At 45.8% G+C, this 17108-nt stretch carries 15 protein-coding genes and 1 riboswitch; of the genes, 10 read left to right on the plus strand and 5 right to left on the minus strand.

From position 1 onward, the window contains the following. Window positions 1-82: 82 nt before the first annotated feature. Both ATG71_RS04835 and ATG71_RS04840 read right to left on the minus strand, forming a co-directional pair. Window positions 83-1639, minus strand: coding sequence for an FAD-dependent oxidoreductase (locus tag ATG71_RS04835; RefSeq protein ID WP_098438652.1), 1557 nt, complete (start codon window positions 1637-1639; stop codon window positions 83-85). A 122-nt stretch (window positions 1640-1761) separates the two neighbouring features. Beyond that, window positions 1762-2622 (minus strand): bifunctional 5,10-methylenetetrahydrofolate dehydrogenase/5,10-methenyltetrahydrofolate cyclohydrolase, encoded by an 861-nt coding sequence (locus tag ATG71_RS04840; RefSeq protein ID WP_098438653.1) that lies wholly within the window; start codon window positions 2620-2622, stop codon window positions 1762-1764. Between the two features lie 40 nt (window positions 2623-2662). Next, window positions 2663-2758: riboswitch (ZMP/ZTP riboswitch) on the minus strand. 194 nt (window positions 2759-2952) lie between these two features. On the opposite strand from ATG71_RS04840, the gene ATG71_RS04845 reads away from it, so the two are divergent. From ATG71_RS04845 to ATG71_RS04885, 9 genes are all read left to right on the plus strand, one after another. Next, window positions 2953-3684 (plus strand): SDR family NAD(P)-dependent oxidoreductase, encoded by a 732-nt coding sequence (locus ATG71_RS04845; protein ID WP_098438654.1) that lies wholly within the window; start codon window positions 2953-2955, stop codon window positions 3682-3684. After that, a complete protein-coding gene (locus ATG71_RS04850) occupies window positions 3681-4694 on the plus strand; it encodes an S-adenosylmethionine:tRNA ribosyltransferase-isomerase (RefSeq protein WP_098438655.1) in 1014 nt (337 codons plus the stop codon). Before ATG71_RS04845 ends, ATG71_RS04850 begins: the two co-directional genes overlap by 4 nt. 11 nt (window positions 4695-4705) lie before the next feature. Then, a complete protein-coding gene (locus ATG71_RS04855; RefSeq protein WP_179886456.1) occupies window positions 4706-5062 on the plus strand; it encodes a VOC family protein in 357 nt (118 codons plus the stop codon). Between the two features lie 115 nt (window positions 5063-5177). Continuing rightward, a complete protein-coding gene (locus ATG71_RS04860) occupies window positions 5178-5822 on the plus strand; it encodes a YczE/YyaS/YitT family protein (protein WP_098438657.1) in 645 nt (214 codons plus the stop codon). A gap of 249 nt (window positions 5823-6071) precedes the next feature. Beyond that, window positions 6072-6767, plus strand: coding sequence for a DNA alkylation repair protein (locus ATG71_RS04865; RefSeq protein WP_098438658.1), 696 nt, complete (start codon window positions 6072-6074; stop codon window positions 6765-6767). Between the two features lie 108 nt (window positions 6768-6875). Next, on the plus strand, window positions 6876-8054 hold the full coding sequence (locus ATG71_RS04870; RefSeq protein WP_098438659.1) for a MalY/PatB family protein: 1179 nt from the start codon (window positions 6876-6878) through the stop codon (window positions 8052-8054). Between the two features lie 254 nt (window positions 8055-8308). After that, window positions 8309-9499, plus strand: coding sequence for a glycine C-acetyltransferase (locus tag ATG71_RS04875; RefSeq protein ID WP_098438660.1), 1191 nt, complete (start codon window positions 8309-8311; stop codon window positions 9497-9499). A 79-nt stretch (window positions 9500-9578) separates the two neighbouring features. Further along, window positions 9579-10520 (plus strand): L-threonine 3-dehydrogenase, encoded by a 942-nt coding sequence (locus tag ATG71_RS04880; RefSeq protein WP_098438661.1) that lies wholly within the window; start codon window positions 9579-9581, stop codon window positions 10518-10520. 246 nt (window positions 10521-10766) lie between these two features. Further along, entirely contained in the window at window positions 10767-12032 is a 1266-nt protein-coding gene (locus tag ATG71_RS04885; RefSeq protein WP_286162910.1) for an ATP-binding protein, read from the plus strand. A gap of 59 nt (window positions 12033-12091) precedes the next feature. Here the strand turns inward: ATG71_RS04885 and ATG71_RS04890 are convergent, their stop codons facing one another. Beyond that, window positions 12092-13453 (minus strand): YjiH family protein, encoded by a 1362-nt coding sequence (locus tag ATG71_RS04890; RefSeq protein ID WP_098438662.1) that lies wholly within the window; start codon window positions 13451-13453, stop codon window positions 12092-12094. A gap of 356 nt (window positions 13454-13809) precedes the next feature. On the opposite strand from ATG71_RS04890, the gene sda reads away from it, so the two are divergent. Beyond that, a complete protein-coding gene (gene sda, locus ATG71_RS04895; protein ID WP_098438663.1) occupies window positions 13810-13950 on the plus strand; it encodes a sporulation histidine kinase inhibitor Sda in 141 nt (46 codons plus the stop codon). 115 nt (window positions 13951-14065) lie between these two features. Here sda and ATG71_RS04900 read toward each other — a convergent pair whose 3' ends face one another. Together ATG71_RS04900 and ATG71_RS04905 are read right to left on the minus strand one after the other, a co-directional pair. Next, window positions 14066-15379: a short-chain fatty acid transporter gene (locus ATG71_RS04900; protein ID WP_098438664.1), complete on the minus strand. Its 1314-nt coding sequence runs from the start codon at window positions 15377-15379 to the stop codon at window positions 14066-14068. A gap of 125 nt (window positions 15380-15504) precedes the next feature. After that, window positions 15505-17019: a BCCT family transporter gene (locus tag ATG71_RS04905; protein ID WP_098438665.1), complete on the minus strand. Its 1515-nt coding sequence runs from the start codon at window positions 17017-17019 to the stop codon at window positions 15505-15507. Between the last annotated feature and the right edge of the window lie 89 nt (window positions 17020-17108).

The following is a 17108-nucleotide window of genomic DNA, read 5'->3' on the forward strand; positions in this document are numbered from 1 at the left end:
GTATCATGCGACAAAATATGTCAGATACCTTGGTTTTTCAGTTTATTTCCCAGGCTATATTCGACAAAAAACCTCATGTTTTCTAGAGGTCCGTCCCTCTTTCATTTACTTCTAAACGGGTGAGGGGTTTCTTGGCAGGGCCTTCGATGACGTCTCCGTCAATGGAGAAGCGTGAGCCGTGACAAGGGCAGTCCCAGGTATGGTCTCCATGATTCCACTCGGTTTCGCAGCCGAGATGGGTACAGGTTGTGTCCACGACATGCAGTTTTCCCGTTTCATCCCGGAATCCTCCACATCGGCGTCCGTTCACATTGACGACATCGCCTTCCCCTTTCTCAAGATCCTGGGCTTTTTTAGACGGGATTTGCAGTTTTCCTTTAATGAGCTCACCGGCTACATTGAGATTCTCTTTGAAAAAATGCTTGATACTTGGGTCGGCGACAAACCTCGAAGGTGAGTAGATATCTGCATAGATGTGATGATTTCCTAAAATCTGATCAGAAAGGATCTGGCCGGCTAGAGTACCGGAAGTCATTCCCCACTTATTAAAGCCCGTTGCCACAAAAATCGCGGGGTGCTTTTCCGTCAGCTTTCCGATATAAGGCACTTTATCAAGGGTGATCAAATCCTGTGCAGACCAGCGATACCTTACTTCATCTACCCCGACAACCTCTTCCCCAAATTCCTCTAGTGCCCTGTAGTGGTCCATCGTATCTTTTCCTTGCCCCGTCTTATGTTTATCCCCGCCGATCAGGATGAGTTTTTCCCCGTTTTCATCCTCTTCATAGCGCAGGGAACGGATCGGATCTTCTGCACTTATATACATGCCTCCCGGATAATCTTTCTTGGCTTTCACCCCGATGATGTACGAGCGTTCTGCATGCATTTTCGTGAAATAAAACCCCATGCCATCATAAAAGGGGAAGTGTGAGCAGGTGACGACGAATTCACTATCGAGATGATAACCGTCAGAAGTGACAACCTGAGTGCTGTCTCCTTCATTGATGGTCTTGGCAGGGGTTCCTTCAAAGATTTGGCCGCCCAACCCCGTATAAGAATCGATTAGGGATTTTAAATATTTCAATGGATGGAATTGCCCCTGTTTTTTCATCACGACGGCCTTTTTGATATCCAGGTCGAGAGGGATATCTTCTTTGAGCTCGCCGGTTATATCCAACTTCTGATACGCTTTATATTCCTTTTCGATCTTCTCTGCATATTGGTCTGTCGTTGCATACACATATGCGTCTTCTTCTGAAAAATGACAGTCGATGTTTTCTTTTTCAATGGTGTCCTTGATAAACTGAATAGCTTTGGTTTGGGACAGAAAATACTTCCTTGCGAACTCTTCCCCGAAATGCTGGATGAGTTCATCATAAATCAACCCGTGCTGTGCGGAAATTTTGGCCGTAGTATGGCCTGTCGTGCCGTTCAATAGATGGTCAGCCTCAATGAGGGCAACCTTCTTCCCGCCTTTTGCCAACAGGTAAGCGGTCGTGATTCCTGCTATCCCGCCTCCGACAACGGTCACGTCCACTTTAATATTTTGATCCAGCTTTTTAAATAGGGGGAGTTTAGTCGTTTCTCTCCAGTAGGGTTCCGGCGTGTTGGAGAATGCATTGTGTTGGTATGTATCCATATGAACGCTCCTTTAGCTTTCTATTCCTTACCATTCTCTCCCGATTTGAAGAAAAAATAAGTGTGAAAAGAGAAAAAAGAGACTGCCCCGGTGATGGAGTCAGTCTCGTGAAGCGTTATGACTTAAGAATTTTGAAGGATGGAACCGTATTTCTCAGCAGAATCAACCGTCTGCTTTAATAGCATAGAGATGGTCACAGGGCCGACTCCGCCTGGAACAGGGGTGATGGCACTGGCCTTTTCATAGCATGCTTCATAATCAATGTCCCCGACATTCCCTTTGTTATAGCCGGCATCAAGTACGACAGCACCTTCTTTTACCCATTCCCCTTGAATGAAGTTCGGTTTGCCGACAGCTGCCACGACAATATCGGCAGTAGTGATAAGGTCAGGCAGATTTTCTGTATAGGAATGACATGTCGTCACGGTAGCGTTACGGTTCAATAACATCATGGAAACGGGTTTGCCCAGGATCGGACTCCTTCCAACCACGACGGCGTGTTTCCCTTCAAGGGAGACTCCGTAGTAATCGATGATGCCCATGATGGCTGCCGGGGTGCAAGATGGAAATTCACCGAAACCCAATGAATTTTGACCGAAGCCGAGGCTCGTGACCCCGTCCACATCCTTTTCAATGGAAATCGCTTCAAAGGCGGCACGTTCGTCGATATGATGGGGAACGGGGTGCTGTAAGAGAATCCCATGTACGGAAGAGTCAGCATTCAGCTCCCCGATCACGTCAAGCAGTTCTTCTGTTGTCGTTTCTTTAGGAAGGTGGATGCGTCTTGATTCCATTCCGATCTTCGCACAGGCATTTCCCTTCATCTTGACGTACGTGGCCGAAGATGGATCATCCCCAACGAGCACCGTTGCAAGACACGGAGTGATTCCGTTCTCTTTTAGTGCAGCTACTCTTGATTTCAGGCTTTCCTTAATTTCAGATGCAACAAGTTTCCCGTCTAATACTAGTGGTTCCACTGCAATCCCTCCTGATTATAGTAAAAAAAGACAAGGGTATCCCCTTGCCTTCTGCCCAGGCGAACGGCTAATGGCTCATGTTTGTAAAAGTCGCAGCTCCCTTGTGGTTGATTCCACATTTTCGCCAGTCACTGCTCTAATTATCTTCAAACCCATTGTAACACGAATATAAATTATATTTCCAGTATTAATGTTCGTGTTTTTATCAAAATACATCAAAAGACTGAGAGTGTGCTACTTCTAATTTTCTATAATGTTCAACTTCGTATAGACGATTTTTTCCCTTTAAAAATTTCATACACTGTGAGTAACAAGAGAAATGAAAGGGGTATGAATATGTTTGAACATAAAGTCGTCATGATAACGGGTGCTTCAAAAGGACTGGGGAAGGCATTGGCCATGAAGTTTGCTGAACAGGGAGCCAAGGTGGCCATCTGTGCAAGAAACGCCGGTCCACTAAAGGAAGTTGAGGAAAAACTGAGGGCAATGGGAGCTGAAGTGGTGGCTTGTGAGGCAGATGTTTCAAATGCACGGGATGTGGATCGCTTCGTGTCGGTAACGGAAGAAGTGTGGGGAAGCGTGGACGTTCTGATAAATAATGCTTCTGTGTTTGGACCGGGACCACGCCTGTTGGCAGATTATCCAGAGGAAGAGTTTATGGAGGTGCTCAGGATCAATACGTTAAACCCATTCTTAGTAACCAAACGGGTTCTTCCCGGTATGATCAGCAAGGGGGCGGGGTCCGTCATTAATTTAACTTCAGAAGCGGGCCAAACAGGTTTCGGGGAATGGGGGGCGTATGGTATTTCAAAATTCGCGGTGGAAGGAATGACTCAGACGTGGGCTGACGAGCTGGATGGGACAGGGGTGCGGGTGAACATGGTGGATCCGGGTGAGATGGACACGGAAATGCACGACAAGGCTGTACCCCAATGTGATTATCCCCTTGCCAATCCACACGATCACCTTGATATCTTTCTTTACCTCGCATCTGATGCTTCGAAAAAGGAAAACGGTAAGAGATTTGAAGCACAGGAGTTTCAAGTGGAAGCGAGGGAGGAGGCATGAATGAACGTTCCTTTCACATCCCCCCTCGTTTGAACGCGACGACACCCATCGAACTTCAGGGGTTTGAGAGGGATGACGTGAAGCTGATGGTGCTGAACCGTGAGAACGGCAAGTGTGAGCATACTGTATTTAAAAGCCTGCCTGACTATTTAAATGAGGGGGATGTGCTTGTTTTTAATAACAGCAGAACCCTTCCCGCTTCACTCAAAGGGAAACAGGGAAACCGGAATGTCCTCGTTCGCCTTTCCCGAAAAAGAGGCGGAAACACATGGGATGCCCTCATCCTTGGAGACTTCCATCAAGCGGGGGAACCGATTGATTTCCCAGGAGGAGTTTCAGGATGCATAAAGGGTCAAGGAAGTGAAAGCCCGCTTGTACAGGTGGAGTTCAACAAGGGTGGGAGTGAACTGATGGATTTCATTTTCAAATTCGGTGAGCCCATCCGTTATGAATACATCCAGGAGCCCTGGCCCCTGGATTATTACCAGAATGTCTATGGATCGGTGCCGGGGTCCGTTGAAATGGCTTCTGCCGGAAGGGCTTTTACATGGCGGCTGTTACAATCCTTAAAGGAGAAAGGAGTCGGCATTCCGTTCATCCAGCTCCACGCAGGCTTGAGTTACTATGGAAATGATCGCTGGCCGATGCCAGAGCACCATCCTGAAGACTATCAGGTGAGTTCAGGAGCGGTGGAAGAGATCCTCCACGCAAAGGATCGGGGGAAGAGGGTCATCGCAGTAGGGACGACGGTGGTGCGGGCACTTGAGACGGTCATGACTCAGTATGGGCAGCTGCGGCCTGCTGAAGGTGTCACAAATCTGTATATATCCGGCGATACACCCCTCCAAATCGTAGACGGCCTCATTACGGGGCTTCACGAACCGGAAGCGAGTCATTTGAATCTCTTAAAGGCGTTCATGTCAGAGGACAAATTGCGGCATGCCTACCAAACGGCCCTGGCAAAAAACTATAAATGGCATGAATTCGGGGATATGAATATCATTTTGTAAGGAGAATGGATATGAGACTTCATCATATAGGGATGAATGTAAAGAGCCTGGAGAGGTCGAAGGAATTTTACCAATTCCACTTTGGGTTTGAAGAAGAAATGATTTTTGAGTGGGGATGTGAGAACATCCTGTTTTTGAAAAAGGGGGATTGCCGGTTGGAGCTCATAGAGGAATCTGGAGAAGGTGAGGGCTCAACTTGTGCATTCCTTCATATAGCATTGGAAGCAAACGACCTTGAAAAGGAAGTTGGATTCGTAAAGGAAAAGGGGTTAATGCCTGTCGAAGGCCCCCTTCTTCTTGAAAATGGATGGAGAGTGGCTTTTTTCTTTGGGCCCGATGGTGAAATCATTGAGTTGATTGAAGAGTAGAGGGCGGTTTATCCCCACCAAACCCATAGGCTTTATGAAATTTTTTTGTCCGGCTTTCTGTGATACAGTTATCCGGGTAATAAATGAACTAACTATGGTGTAGGAAGGGATTTTCATGAATAAAGAAAAGAGTTTACGCTGGTCGTTTTTCTTTGTGGGACTGCTCGTGCTGTCGTTTGGCATCAGCTTGACGATCAAGGGGAAAGACCTTGGAATCGGACCTTGGGATGTATTCCATTATGGGTTATTCAAGCAACTGGGTCTGACGATCGGGACGTGGTCCATCATTGTGGGCTTCATCATCCTGTTTGTGACGGGTGTTGGGACCAGGTCATTTCCTAAATCCGGTGCTTTTATCAATATGCTGTTAATTGGTATTTTCATAGATGTATTCAATTTTATACTGCCTGATCCTCATTCGCTCGTGGCTCAAACCATCGTGTTTGCCATTGGGATCGTGGTGATCGGGTATGGAATCGGTCTGTACGTATCAGCGGACCTCGGAGCGGGGCCGCGGGATAGTCTCATGCTGCTGGTCGTTGAGAAAACCGGTTGGAAAGTTCAATGGGTTCGGAATGGAATGGAAATCATCGTGTTCTTCTTCGGGTGGTTATTGGGTGGTCCTGTCGGGATCGGTACCGTGATCATCGCATTGGGACTCGGTTCCATCGTAGGGTTTTCATTGCCTCAAAGCAAAAAGCTGCTTCACTCTCTCATTGCAAGACAGATGACAAAACGAGACAATCCTTTAGCAAGCTAAGGGTTGTCTTTTTTTACATTCTAAAAGGTTTTTCAATCGATCATCCAGAAGTATGAATAGAGTTCAGGTAAGCGGGATCTATTATATGAGAAGGAATGGGTGGGAGTATGAAAGAGCTTGTAGACTATTGTTATCTCTGTCAAAAGCCCCTCTATTGTTTGGACGGTTTCTTTAACGGTGTTCAAATCGGGGACGGAAAGTGCTATTGTTTTGAATGTGAGGAACGGAGTCAAAAGGAGGAGACGTACCATGAGTCATGAGTATGCTGATAAACTGATTGCCCTATTGAACGATCATCAAAACAGTGAAAATCGGGAAGCCATGGAAGCTTATATGAGGAATCAATTTGAGTTCTTTGGCATCAGAAGTCCGGAACGCACTCTCTTGCTCCGTGATTTTCTGAAGGAGAACGGTAAACCACCCATTGAAGAACTGCCTGATATTGTCCGTTCTCTCTGGTCCCGGTCTCAGCGGGAATGTCAATACGCCGCTCTCGGCTTGATCGATAAACAATCAAGATACTTAACAAAAGAGCATCTTCCCCTTTTGGAAGACATGATCATAACGAAATCCTGGTGGGATACGATTGATCATATCGCTCCTAATCATGTAGGGAAAATCTATCAAAAAGAAGAAGATGACACATACTTAGAGAAATGGGTTCACTCAGATAATATGTGGTTGAACCGCATCGCCATACTCCATCAATTGAAATATAAAGAAAAAACCGATGAGGCTCGCCTATTCAGATATATCAAAATGCACCATCAATCCAAGGAATTTTTTATCCAGAAGGCCATCGGCTGGGCCATGAGGGAGTATTCAAAAACCAATCCCGAATCGGTGAAACGTTTCATCGCTTCAGAGGAGCTGGCTCCACTCAGCATACGAGAAGGATTGAAGCATGTGAATCGAAAAGCTAAGGTGGAGAAAACGGTAAAGTAGCAAGGGGTCATGAAAGGATATAAGGGAAAATTCCTATTTGTTTGTATTCACCCGGGCCCCAATCTGGTATAAAGTAAAGAAAGATAGATTCGAGAGGGGCATTGGGATATGAATTGGAATGATTGCATCGAGAGAACGAATACTCACTCCGTTAAATGGTCGTTTCCAAATGGGGATGTGATCCCTATGTGTATAGCAGATATGGACTTTCAGGTTTCTTCTGCTATTGTGGAAGCACTGAACAAGAAGGCCCGGCACGGCATTTATGGCTATACGACGTTTAGCGATCGTTACTTTGAGTCCATTATGGCATGGTGGAAAAGACGTTTCCAGATGGATATTAAGAAAGAATGGATCAGCTTCAGTCCCGGGATCATTCCCGGAATCAATGTACTGCTGTCCGTGCTGACTGAGCCTGGAGACGGGGTCATCATTCAGGATCCGGTTTATTATCCTTTCTATAGCACGATTGAGAATCACGGCTGTTCGGTGGTGAAGAATACGTTACTCTATAAAGATGGCGTGTATTCCATCGATTTCGACGATCTGGAAGCGAAAGCGAGCCGGTCAAGCACAAAGATCCTTATCCTCTGCAGCCCGCATAACCCTGTGGGGCGGGTGTGGACGGATGAGGAACTAACGAAAATCGGTGATATCGCCAAACGCCATGATTTATGGATCATCTCTGACGAAATGCACGGAGACTTAGTGTACGAAGGATATGAACATATTCCTCTCTTTAAAGTGGATGAGAGACTGCTCGAGAGAAGCATAGTGTGTGCCGCTCCAAGTAAAACGTTTAACATAGCGGGGCTGCAAACCTCCATCCTCCTAATTCCGAATGAAGTGGAAAGGAAAAAGTATCAGGACAAGCTCACCGGTTTTGGACTGATGCGCCCGAATGTGTTCGGGATCGAGGGCACGATCGCGGCTTATGAGGAAGGGGAACCGTGGCTGAATGAGCTTCTGATGGTATTGGAAGAGAATAAACAGTATGTAGAGAACTATCTGGGTCAGCATCTGCCGGAACTCCGGGCCATCCAGCCACAGGCCACCCATTTGATCTGGATCGACTGCTCAGGTCTCGACATGCAAGGGGAAGAGCTTTGCAGATTCTTCTTGGAAAAAGCCCGGGTCAAATTCGACGAAGGCTTCAAATTCGGAGAAAGCGGCCAATCCTTCGTCCGGATGAACATCGCCTGCCCCAAAGAACGGGTCGACCTTGCCCTAAGAAGAATGCATGAAGCCATACTCCAACACCGGGTAAATGGCAAGATAGTTAAATAACAAACTTGGATGAACGGAAGTGACGGTTTTTGTTCATCTTTTATTTTCCCGCAAAATAAATCAACTAACTTCAACCATTAAGGGAACACTAACTTTAAGCCGAAATCTGCAGATAATTTTTGTCCATCAGAAAAAAACATGTTAAACTAAAAAATAGAACAATACTTAGAAAACACAAAGAACCAACGGATAAATACTGTATTTTTGGAGTGGACATTTGTTTTAAAACGCTTACATAACAGGAGGACGAGTATATGACAAGCAAGACATTAGATCACTTTCTACAAGAGAACCTTGAAGATTTAAAATCACGCGGTTTGTATAATGAAATCGATCCATTGCAAGGAGCGAATGGGCCGGTGATCACCATTAACGGGAAAAAGCTTGTGAACCTATCTTCTAATAACTATCTTGGACTCGCTACAGATGAACGCCTGAAAAAGGTAGCGATTGAAGCGGTGAAAGAATATGGTGTGGGAGCAGGAGCAGTCCGTACGATCAACGGTACGCTTGACCTTCATGTGAAGCTAGAGGAAAAGCTTGCGAAATTCAAAGGTACAGAGGCAGCGATCGCGTATCAATCAGGATTCAACTGTAATATGGCAGCCATCTCAGCCGTGATGGATAAGAATGATGCCATCCTTTCAGATGAACTGAACCATGCTTCCATCATTGACGGATGCCGTCTATCAAAAGCCAAGATCATCCGTTTTGGCCACTCAGACATGGAAGACCTTCGTGCAAAAGCGAAAGAAGCTAAGAATTCCGGTCAATACAACAAACTCATGATCATTACAGACGGAGTATTCTCCATGGACGGGGATGTATGTAAGCTTCCTGAAATTGTAGAGATTGCCGAAGAATTTGATATCATGACGTACGTAGATGATGCCCATGGTTCCGGTGTCCTTGGTAAAGGTGCCGGTACGGTCAAGCACTTTGGTTTGTCTGATAAAGTCGACTTCCAAATGGGTACGTTATCGAAAGCGATCGGTGTAGTCGGCGGATATGTGGCCGGAACGCAAAACCTGATCGATTGGTTGAAGGTCCGTTCCCGTCCATTCCTATTCTCCACATCCCTGACACCTGCAGATGTGACGGCTTGTACGGAAGCACTAGATCTTATCATGAATTCGACAGAACTTCAGGATAATATGTGGGAAAACAGCCGTTATTTGAAGGAAGAGCTGACAAAGCTTGGATTCGATATCGGAAACAGTGAGACACCTATCACACCTGTCATCATCGGTGAGGAACAGGCAACGCAGAACTTCAGTAAGCGTCTGTATGAAGAAGGGGTTTACGCAAAATCCATCGTGTTCCCAACTGTACCAAGGGGAACAGGCCGTGTCAGAAACATGCCTTCCGCTGCACATACGAAGGAAATGCTTGATCAGGCCATTGCCGCGTATGAAAAAGTCGGTAAAGAGATGGGAATCATTTAATCATCATTATAGGGACTGGCCCTTTGTCAGCCTTGTTTTTTTTACGATATCACCAAAGGTAAATGCAGGAGGAAAGACGATGAAAAAGATTTTAGTAACGGGTGCCCTTGGACAGATCGGATCCGAGCTCACCAATAAAATGCGCGAAGTATATGGTTCGGATAAAGTCATCGCAACGGATATCCGCGAAACGGACAGTCCGGTTGTGAAAAATGGACCGTTTGAACAACTTGACGTTACCAATGGCGATAAAATGTTTGATATTGCCAAAACACATAATGTGGATACGGTCATTCACCTGGCCGCTCTGTTATCCGCGACGGCAGAAGCGAAACCGCTGCTTGCATGGAACCTGAACATGGGAGGGCTTGTGAATGCCCTTGAGACATCAAGAGAATTAGGATGCCAATTCTTCACACCAAGTTCCATCGGAGCATTCGGCCCATCCACACCGAAGGATTCAACACCACAGGATACGATCATGCGCCCTACGACCATGTACGGGGTGAACAAAGTATCAGGCGAGCTTCTTTCAGACTACTACTTCACGAAATTCGGAGTGGATACGAGAGGGTTGCGTTTCCCTGGACTGATCTCATATGAAACCCTGCCAGGCGGTGGGACGACAGACTATGCGGTAGAAATCTACTACGAGGCAATCAAGAATAATGAGTATACTTCCTACATTGGTGAGGGTACTTACATGGATATGATGTATATGCCCGACGCCCTTAACGCAATTATCGACCTGATGGAAGCGGACGGTTCAAAGCTAGAGCATCGAAATTCCTTCAACGTGTCAGCCATGAGCGTGGCGCCTGAAGACATTGCCGGAGCGATCCGTGTTCACCAGCCTGATTTCAAACTGGATTATAACGTCGATCCCGTTCGCCAGAGCATCGCCGAGAGCTGGCCAAACGCCATCGATTCCAGTGCAGCCATGAACGAATGGGGCTTTAAAGCGGAGTACGATTTAGCCAAGATGACATCGGATATGCTGGATAAATTGAAAACGAAATAAGTGGAAGGATCCCTCTGCAGGTCAGGGGGATTTTTTTGCGTTCATTAAAATATATAAAGCGACAAAAAATGACATTTCTAGAGAGGGACATGATATACTTCAATTAACAGAAAAAGAAATCTAACAGAAACAGTTAAAAACGGTGATAATGAAAGGTTTCTAATAAATCGCTTGGTGGTACATATGAACTATATAAGTCGAAAACCCCTAATAAAAAACAAAGTAAGAGTGAGGCTGGTGACTTAGATGGCAAAGAAAATGAATAGCAAGGAACCGACATTCCATAAGTTAATCTTCATACTCATGGCTCTTTCCATATTACAGGTCATCGCCATACTCATCCTTGGTTCCCCATGGGACGTCATTGCTTCACTTCTTCTCATGTGCACCATGGTCGCGGTCCTCCTCATCCTGTTAAAAAGGGGAAACCGTTTCATGAGGCGGCACCAAAAGCTTTTAGAAGAAGAAAATCAGCTATCCACCCTCCTCCATTCTCTCCCGGACTTTGTTTGCTTTAAGGATGGAGAAGGTCGCTGGTTGAAGGTCAATCAATTTGGTCGCAGGCTGTACAATCTTGAGGGCATTGATTATGTCGGCAAGACGGACAGGGAGCTCGGGAAACTGGTCCCATTCTTTAAAGACGCCTTTGACTATTGCATCGATTCCGATGAAGAGTCATGGAAAGCTGAACAAGTCACACGATGCGAAGAAGGATTTTATCTTCCGAACGGAGAGTTCAAAACCTTTGATGTCATTAAAGTCCCACTATTCCATTCGAACCATGAAAGAAAGGGTCTGGTCATCATCGGCAGGGATATTTCCCAGCAGAAGATCGCCGAAGAAATGCTGTTACGGAAAGAAAAACTTTCCGTTGTGGGAGAGCTTGCAGCGGGGATCGCACATGAAATCAGGAATCCCCTCACAAGTATCAAAGGCTTCATTCAGCTTTTGGAAGAAAACGAGCATGTATCCGGCCACTACCTTAAAGTCATGTCTTCTGAAATGGACAGGATCAATCAAATCGTCGGCGAGCTCCTCATTTTATCCAAGCCTCAAATGAGGGAATACCAGTCATTTGATATGAGTGACGTCCTGAGGTATGTAGTCAAGGTCATGGGACATGAAGCCCTTCTGAAAGGAATCACGTTGAATATCCAACTTCCATCCTCCCCGATTCATGTGTTTGGGGATAAGAATCAATGCATCCAGGTGTTTATCAACATCATTAAAAACGCCATTGAGTCCATGGATGAAGGGGAAATCGATGTTGATTGGAAAATAAGGAATGAGTCCATTCATATCATCATCGAGGATGAGGGGACTGGTATCCCTCCCGACCGTTTGAAACGACTGGGAGAGCCGTTCTTCACACTGAAGGAAAAGGGCATGGGACTCGGTCTTACGATCAGTCAAAAGATCATCGAAGACCATAAAGGATCTCTCCATATTGAGTCGGAAGTGAACAAAGGAACGAAAGTGGAAGTGACCTTTCCGGTGGTTCAAAATAGTTAACCCTTGTTCCTATCAATCAAAAACCCCAGGTTCGAATCCGAACCTGGGGTTTCCTATTTTTAAAAGATCATATGAGCAATCGCTACAATCACTAGTAACGTCAAGAATGTACGCTGCAGGAAGATGATGACCAAGTCCTTGAAATCAACAGGGATCTTGGACCCTAACAGCAATCCTCCAACCTCGGACATGTAGATCAATTGTGTAACAGATAAGCAGGCGATGACAAAGCGGGTCAGCTCACTTTCAATTCCGGATCCAAAGATGGCCGGCAGGAACATATCAGCAAACCCGACAAGGATGGAGCGTGATGCTTCCGTTGCCTCCGGGATTTGCAGAAGCTCCAGGATCGGAATAAGCGGCATACCGATGTATTCGAAGAACTTCGTATTCTCGGCAACAATCAGGGCCGTTGTCCCGATTGCCATGACGATGGGAGCTACACCCATCCACATATCCAACACATTTTTCATTCCATCTGTGAAGAACTTCGATGCACTGTTGTTGTTTTTCGCCTGTACAAGGGCCTGCTCGTAGCCATAACCGACACGGCTGTATCCTTCAGGAATCTCTTCCATCGTGTTCTTTCCTTCCTGACCATTGAAATACGTGTCAGGCTTTCGGGATAAAGGCGGGATCCTCGGCAGGATAATCGCTGCAAGGAGTCCGGATGCAGATACGGTCAGGTAAAACGGAATGAAGTATTCCCCAAGGTTCACCTGTGAAATGACGACAAGGCAGAAGGTGATGGAAACGACTGAGAAGGTTGTCCCAATGACCGCTGCTTCCTTCTTCGTATAATAACCATCTTCATATTGCTTACTTGTCAATAATACGCCGATCGTACCGTCCCCCAGCCATGACGCTAAGCAGTCAATGGAAGAACGACCCGGAAGGCCGAATACAGGACGCATGATTTTCGTTAAGAGTGCCCCGAATAATTCCAGTAGTCCGAAATTTAATAATAGGGGCAGGAAAAGCCCTGCAAAAAGAAACACAGAAAAAAGAATGGTGAGAAGTCCGTCCGCATTTAATAGAAGTCCCCCTGTTGCATCAGACCAGACCCATTCAGGTCCCAGTTTGAATAGAGTCATGACGGCAAAGATGGCGCCGACTACTCTGACAACGGCCCATACAGGCCTGACATCGAATAGACTTGTAAAGAACGGCGATTTCTCAATGAAATCCGGGTGTGCGATCTTTGTGATGAGCGTGCCGATGACCGTCAGGATAATCAAGCCTGTCATAATGGCCGGTACATAGCTGCCGATCCAATCCTGCAGAAGTCCGGATAAGACCGCGATCGGAATCGTAATCCCGTCTTTCCCCGGAATGGGTATCATAAATAAGAAAACTCCCAATAAGGAAGGGATGATAAATCGTAAATGACCTGTTAGTGTAAAACGATGTTGCTGATTCATAAATTCACCTCAGAAGTAGTAGTAACGGAAAAATGAAACATTATTCATTCTAATGCATACATATAAATTTGTCCACAGAAAGTTCCGGGAAGGAGACGTATGTATTCCTCAGATGGTTTTCCCGTAGGATGGATAGGTCAAACATAATCAATCATTAAATATCATGCTACAAAAAAGAAAGCGCTATCTTTATGTACATCTTCTATTTTACTAAAATTTTTAAAAATTTCAATAATAACTGTGATGCAGGTGAGTTTCGAACTAATAAAAGATTTTATATTTTGAAAATAGAAGGTTTATCCTCTATTTAAGTGGGTATAAAGAATTCATACCTTAGATAGTCAGGAGTGTAATTGATGACGTCTTTAACAAAACTTACAGAAGAACAGTTGGCAAATGTCTATCAATTGGCGCAGAAAGAAGGATTGGAAGAAGATTTTATTGAGATGCTAGAAGGGGAGATGGAGAGAAGGGAAAGTGTGTACGATAGAAGGTAAATGAATATAAAAGATAATGAGTTCTATACATACCGGCCGGTCTCTTGGATGCCGGCCTTTTTATGGGTCCAAGTAAAAAGCGCCATCCGGTAGAATGGCGCTTTTCGTTATTCCATTATAAAAATAGTAACCCCAGTGAAATAACCACGCCACTGATGACAAGGATGATCACACAATAACCCATAATATCCTTTGCCTTCAGTCCCGCGATGGCTAGAGCCGGTAAAGCCCAGAATGGCTGGATCAAATTGGTCCATGCATCACCCCATGCAACGGCCATGGCAGTTTTGGCGACCGATGCATCGAGGGTTTGAGCGGCATCGAGCATGATCGGAGCCTGAACGGCCCACTGTCCGCCACCGGATGGAACGAAGAAGTTGACAATCCCCGCGCTCAGGAAGGCAAAGAAATAAAACGTCACATCATTGGAAATGGATACGAAAGCTTCACTCATGACGACAGCGAGTCCGGATGCCGTCATCATCCCCATGATCCCCGCATAGAAAGGGAACTGGATGACAATCCCGCTTGCTCCTTTAATGGCCTCCTGTACTGCGGCAAGGAAGCGCTTCGGCGTCCCATGAAAGAGGATGCCGAGAAAGAGGAACAAAAAGTTTACGATATCTAAATTTAGTGCGAAACCGTTTTTAACAAAGTATGAGAACAGGAACACAATTCCGAGGACCGCCACAATAATCGATAAGATCATACTGTTTTCAAGCTTATCGGCAGGAGTCATCGCTTCTTTTTCAAGGGTGGCAGCCGTCTCATTGAAGAGCTCGGGGTCAACCGTTATCGTCTCTTCTTTCGATGGCATTAACATCCTGTTGGTGATGGGTAGGACGATGAATAGTGCCGCCACGATGATGAGTGTGGACGTGGCAAAGATGGTTTCATTGGTCGAGATGACCCCGATCAAATCCTGGAACGGATGACCGTCAGTCGCAATCGAAAGCGGAATCGACCCGGAGAACCCTGCATGCCAGACGACAAAGCCTGAGTAGGCACTGGCAATGAGCAAGCGGTAATCGACGCCCTTCACCCGTTTGGCCAGTTCTTTTGCAAATAATGCCCCGATGACAAGTCCGAATCCCCAGTTAATCCAGCTTGCAATCATGGAAACCACGGTCACGATGACAATGGCAGAACCAGGGGATTTTGCAAACGAAGCAAGAAACCCAAGGAACCGTTTAAATATTGGACTGCTGGCAAGAACGTACCCTGTCACAAGGACCAGTACCATCTGCATGGAGAAGGCAAGCAGGCTCCAGAATCCGTCCCCCCAATACTGAACCATCTCAAGACTCGAACTTTCAGTGAAAATGAGCCCAAGACCGAACACGACCAACGTTAAAATGACCACGAATAAAAATGGATCCGGCAAATAACGCTGCATGATTTTGTTAGATAATGAAATAAGTCCTTTCATCTTTATCCCCCTTATAAAATATACCTCCATACTATTCTTCTATAGTGATGAATGAAAACCCTTTCATTTTATGTGAAATTACTTAAAAGCGCCTGCACTCTTCTAAGAGTGCAGGCGCCTTTGGGTTATTTTTTTACCTGACGGGCTTTACTTTTTTCTTTCCGAAGAAGCCGGAATAACGTTACACACATCAAGATCAGGATTACTGTGAATGGCAGTGCAGAGACGAGAGAAGCAGTCTGTAATCCTTCAAGACCACTGGATACGAGCAACACAGCTGCAATGGCGGCAATCAATACTCCCCAAACGACCTTCACGATCATTGGGGGGTTCAAGCTCCCCTCTGTCGTCATGCTGCTTAAAATGTATGTCGCTGAGTCAGCCGACGTAATGAGAAAGGTAAAGATCAACAGAATCGAAAGGACAGACAGGACCATGGTAAAGGGAAGTTCACCATATGTTGAAAATAAGGCACTCGTCACATCTTTATTGACCCCTTCCGCAATCGAGGTACCGCTGAATAAATCCAAGTGAAGGGCGGTTCCCCCAAAGACGGCGATCCACAGGAGGGCAATGAGCGGTGGAACGACCAGTACACCTACAATAAATTCCCTGATTGTCCTCCCCCGTGATACCCGTGCGATAAAAGCACCAACAAATGGAGACCAGGCGATGGCCCATGCCCAGTAGAAAATCGTCCAGTCCTGTACCCAGGTCCCTCCCTGATAAGGTGTGAGACGAAGGCTGTAACGGATGAAATTCGAAATGTAATCACCGATTCCAAGTGTGAATGTGTTTAAGATGAAAACTGTCGGACCGACGATAAACACAAAGATCATCAGAATAAGGGCCAAGGATAAATTGAGATTACTGAGCCATTTAATGCCTTTATCAAGTCCTGTTGTGGAGGAAGTTAAGTAAAGGATGAGCAGGATCAATACGATCACCAATTGAGTCAAGGTGCCACTTCCTATACCAAAGACGGAACTCAATCCTCCGTTGATCTGCAGGATCCCGAGGCCGAGTGAAGTAGCGACACCCATGACGGTTGCAATGACCGCGAGTATATCAATCGTATTTTTAATAGCTTGTGAACCTTTACGTTGACCGATCATGGGAGTGAGAGAGGTGGAAACGAGTCCATTGTCTCCTTTTCTGAATTGAAAGTAGGCAATGATCAACCCGACAATCGTGAAGACCGACCATTGACTGACTCCCCAGTGGAAAAAGGCATACCCCATTGCAAGGCGGGCGGCTTCTTCCGTCTGTGCTTCCACACCCGGGATGGGAGTTTCAAAGAAATGACTCATCGGTTCTGCAATCCCCCAGAATACAAGTCCGATCCCGAACCCGGCGGAAAATAACATCCCGATCCAGGTGAAGAATGGATACTGTGGCCGTTCGTCATCCTTTCCCAGACGTATTTTCCCGTATTTACTCCCCATAAGAAACAGTAGAAATAGCACAAAGAAAAACACGGCGGCAAGATAAAACCATCCAAACGAATAAGTGGTGAAACCAAATGCAGCATTCGCTCCTTGTGCAAAAAGTTTCGGAAAAGAAGCGCCAAAAACAACTAAGATGGACACAATAATAGCTGAAATCCAAAACACTTTGTTCAAATATGTACGGTTACCCATGAATAATCCTCCTGACGTAATAGACGAGTGTACTCTTTATTTCTCATACCCTAATTCTCCCAGGGTATTCATATCAGGAGGGTGTTCAG

The sequence above is a fragment of the Bacillus sp. es.034 genome, assembly GCF_002563655.1.
Classification (GTDB): domain Bacteria; phylum Bacillota; class Bacilli; order Bacillales; family Bacillaceae_B; genus Rossellomorea.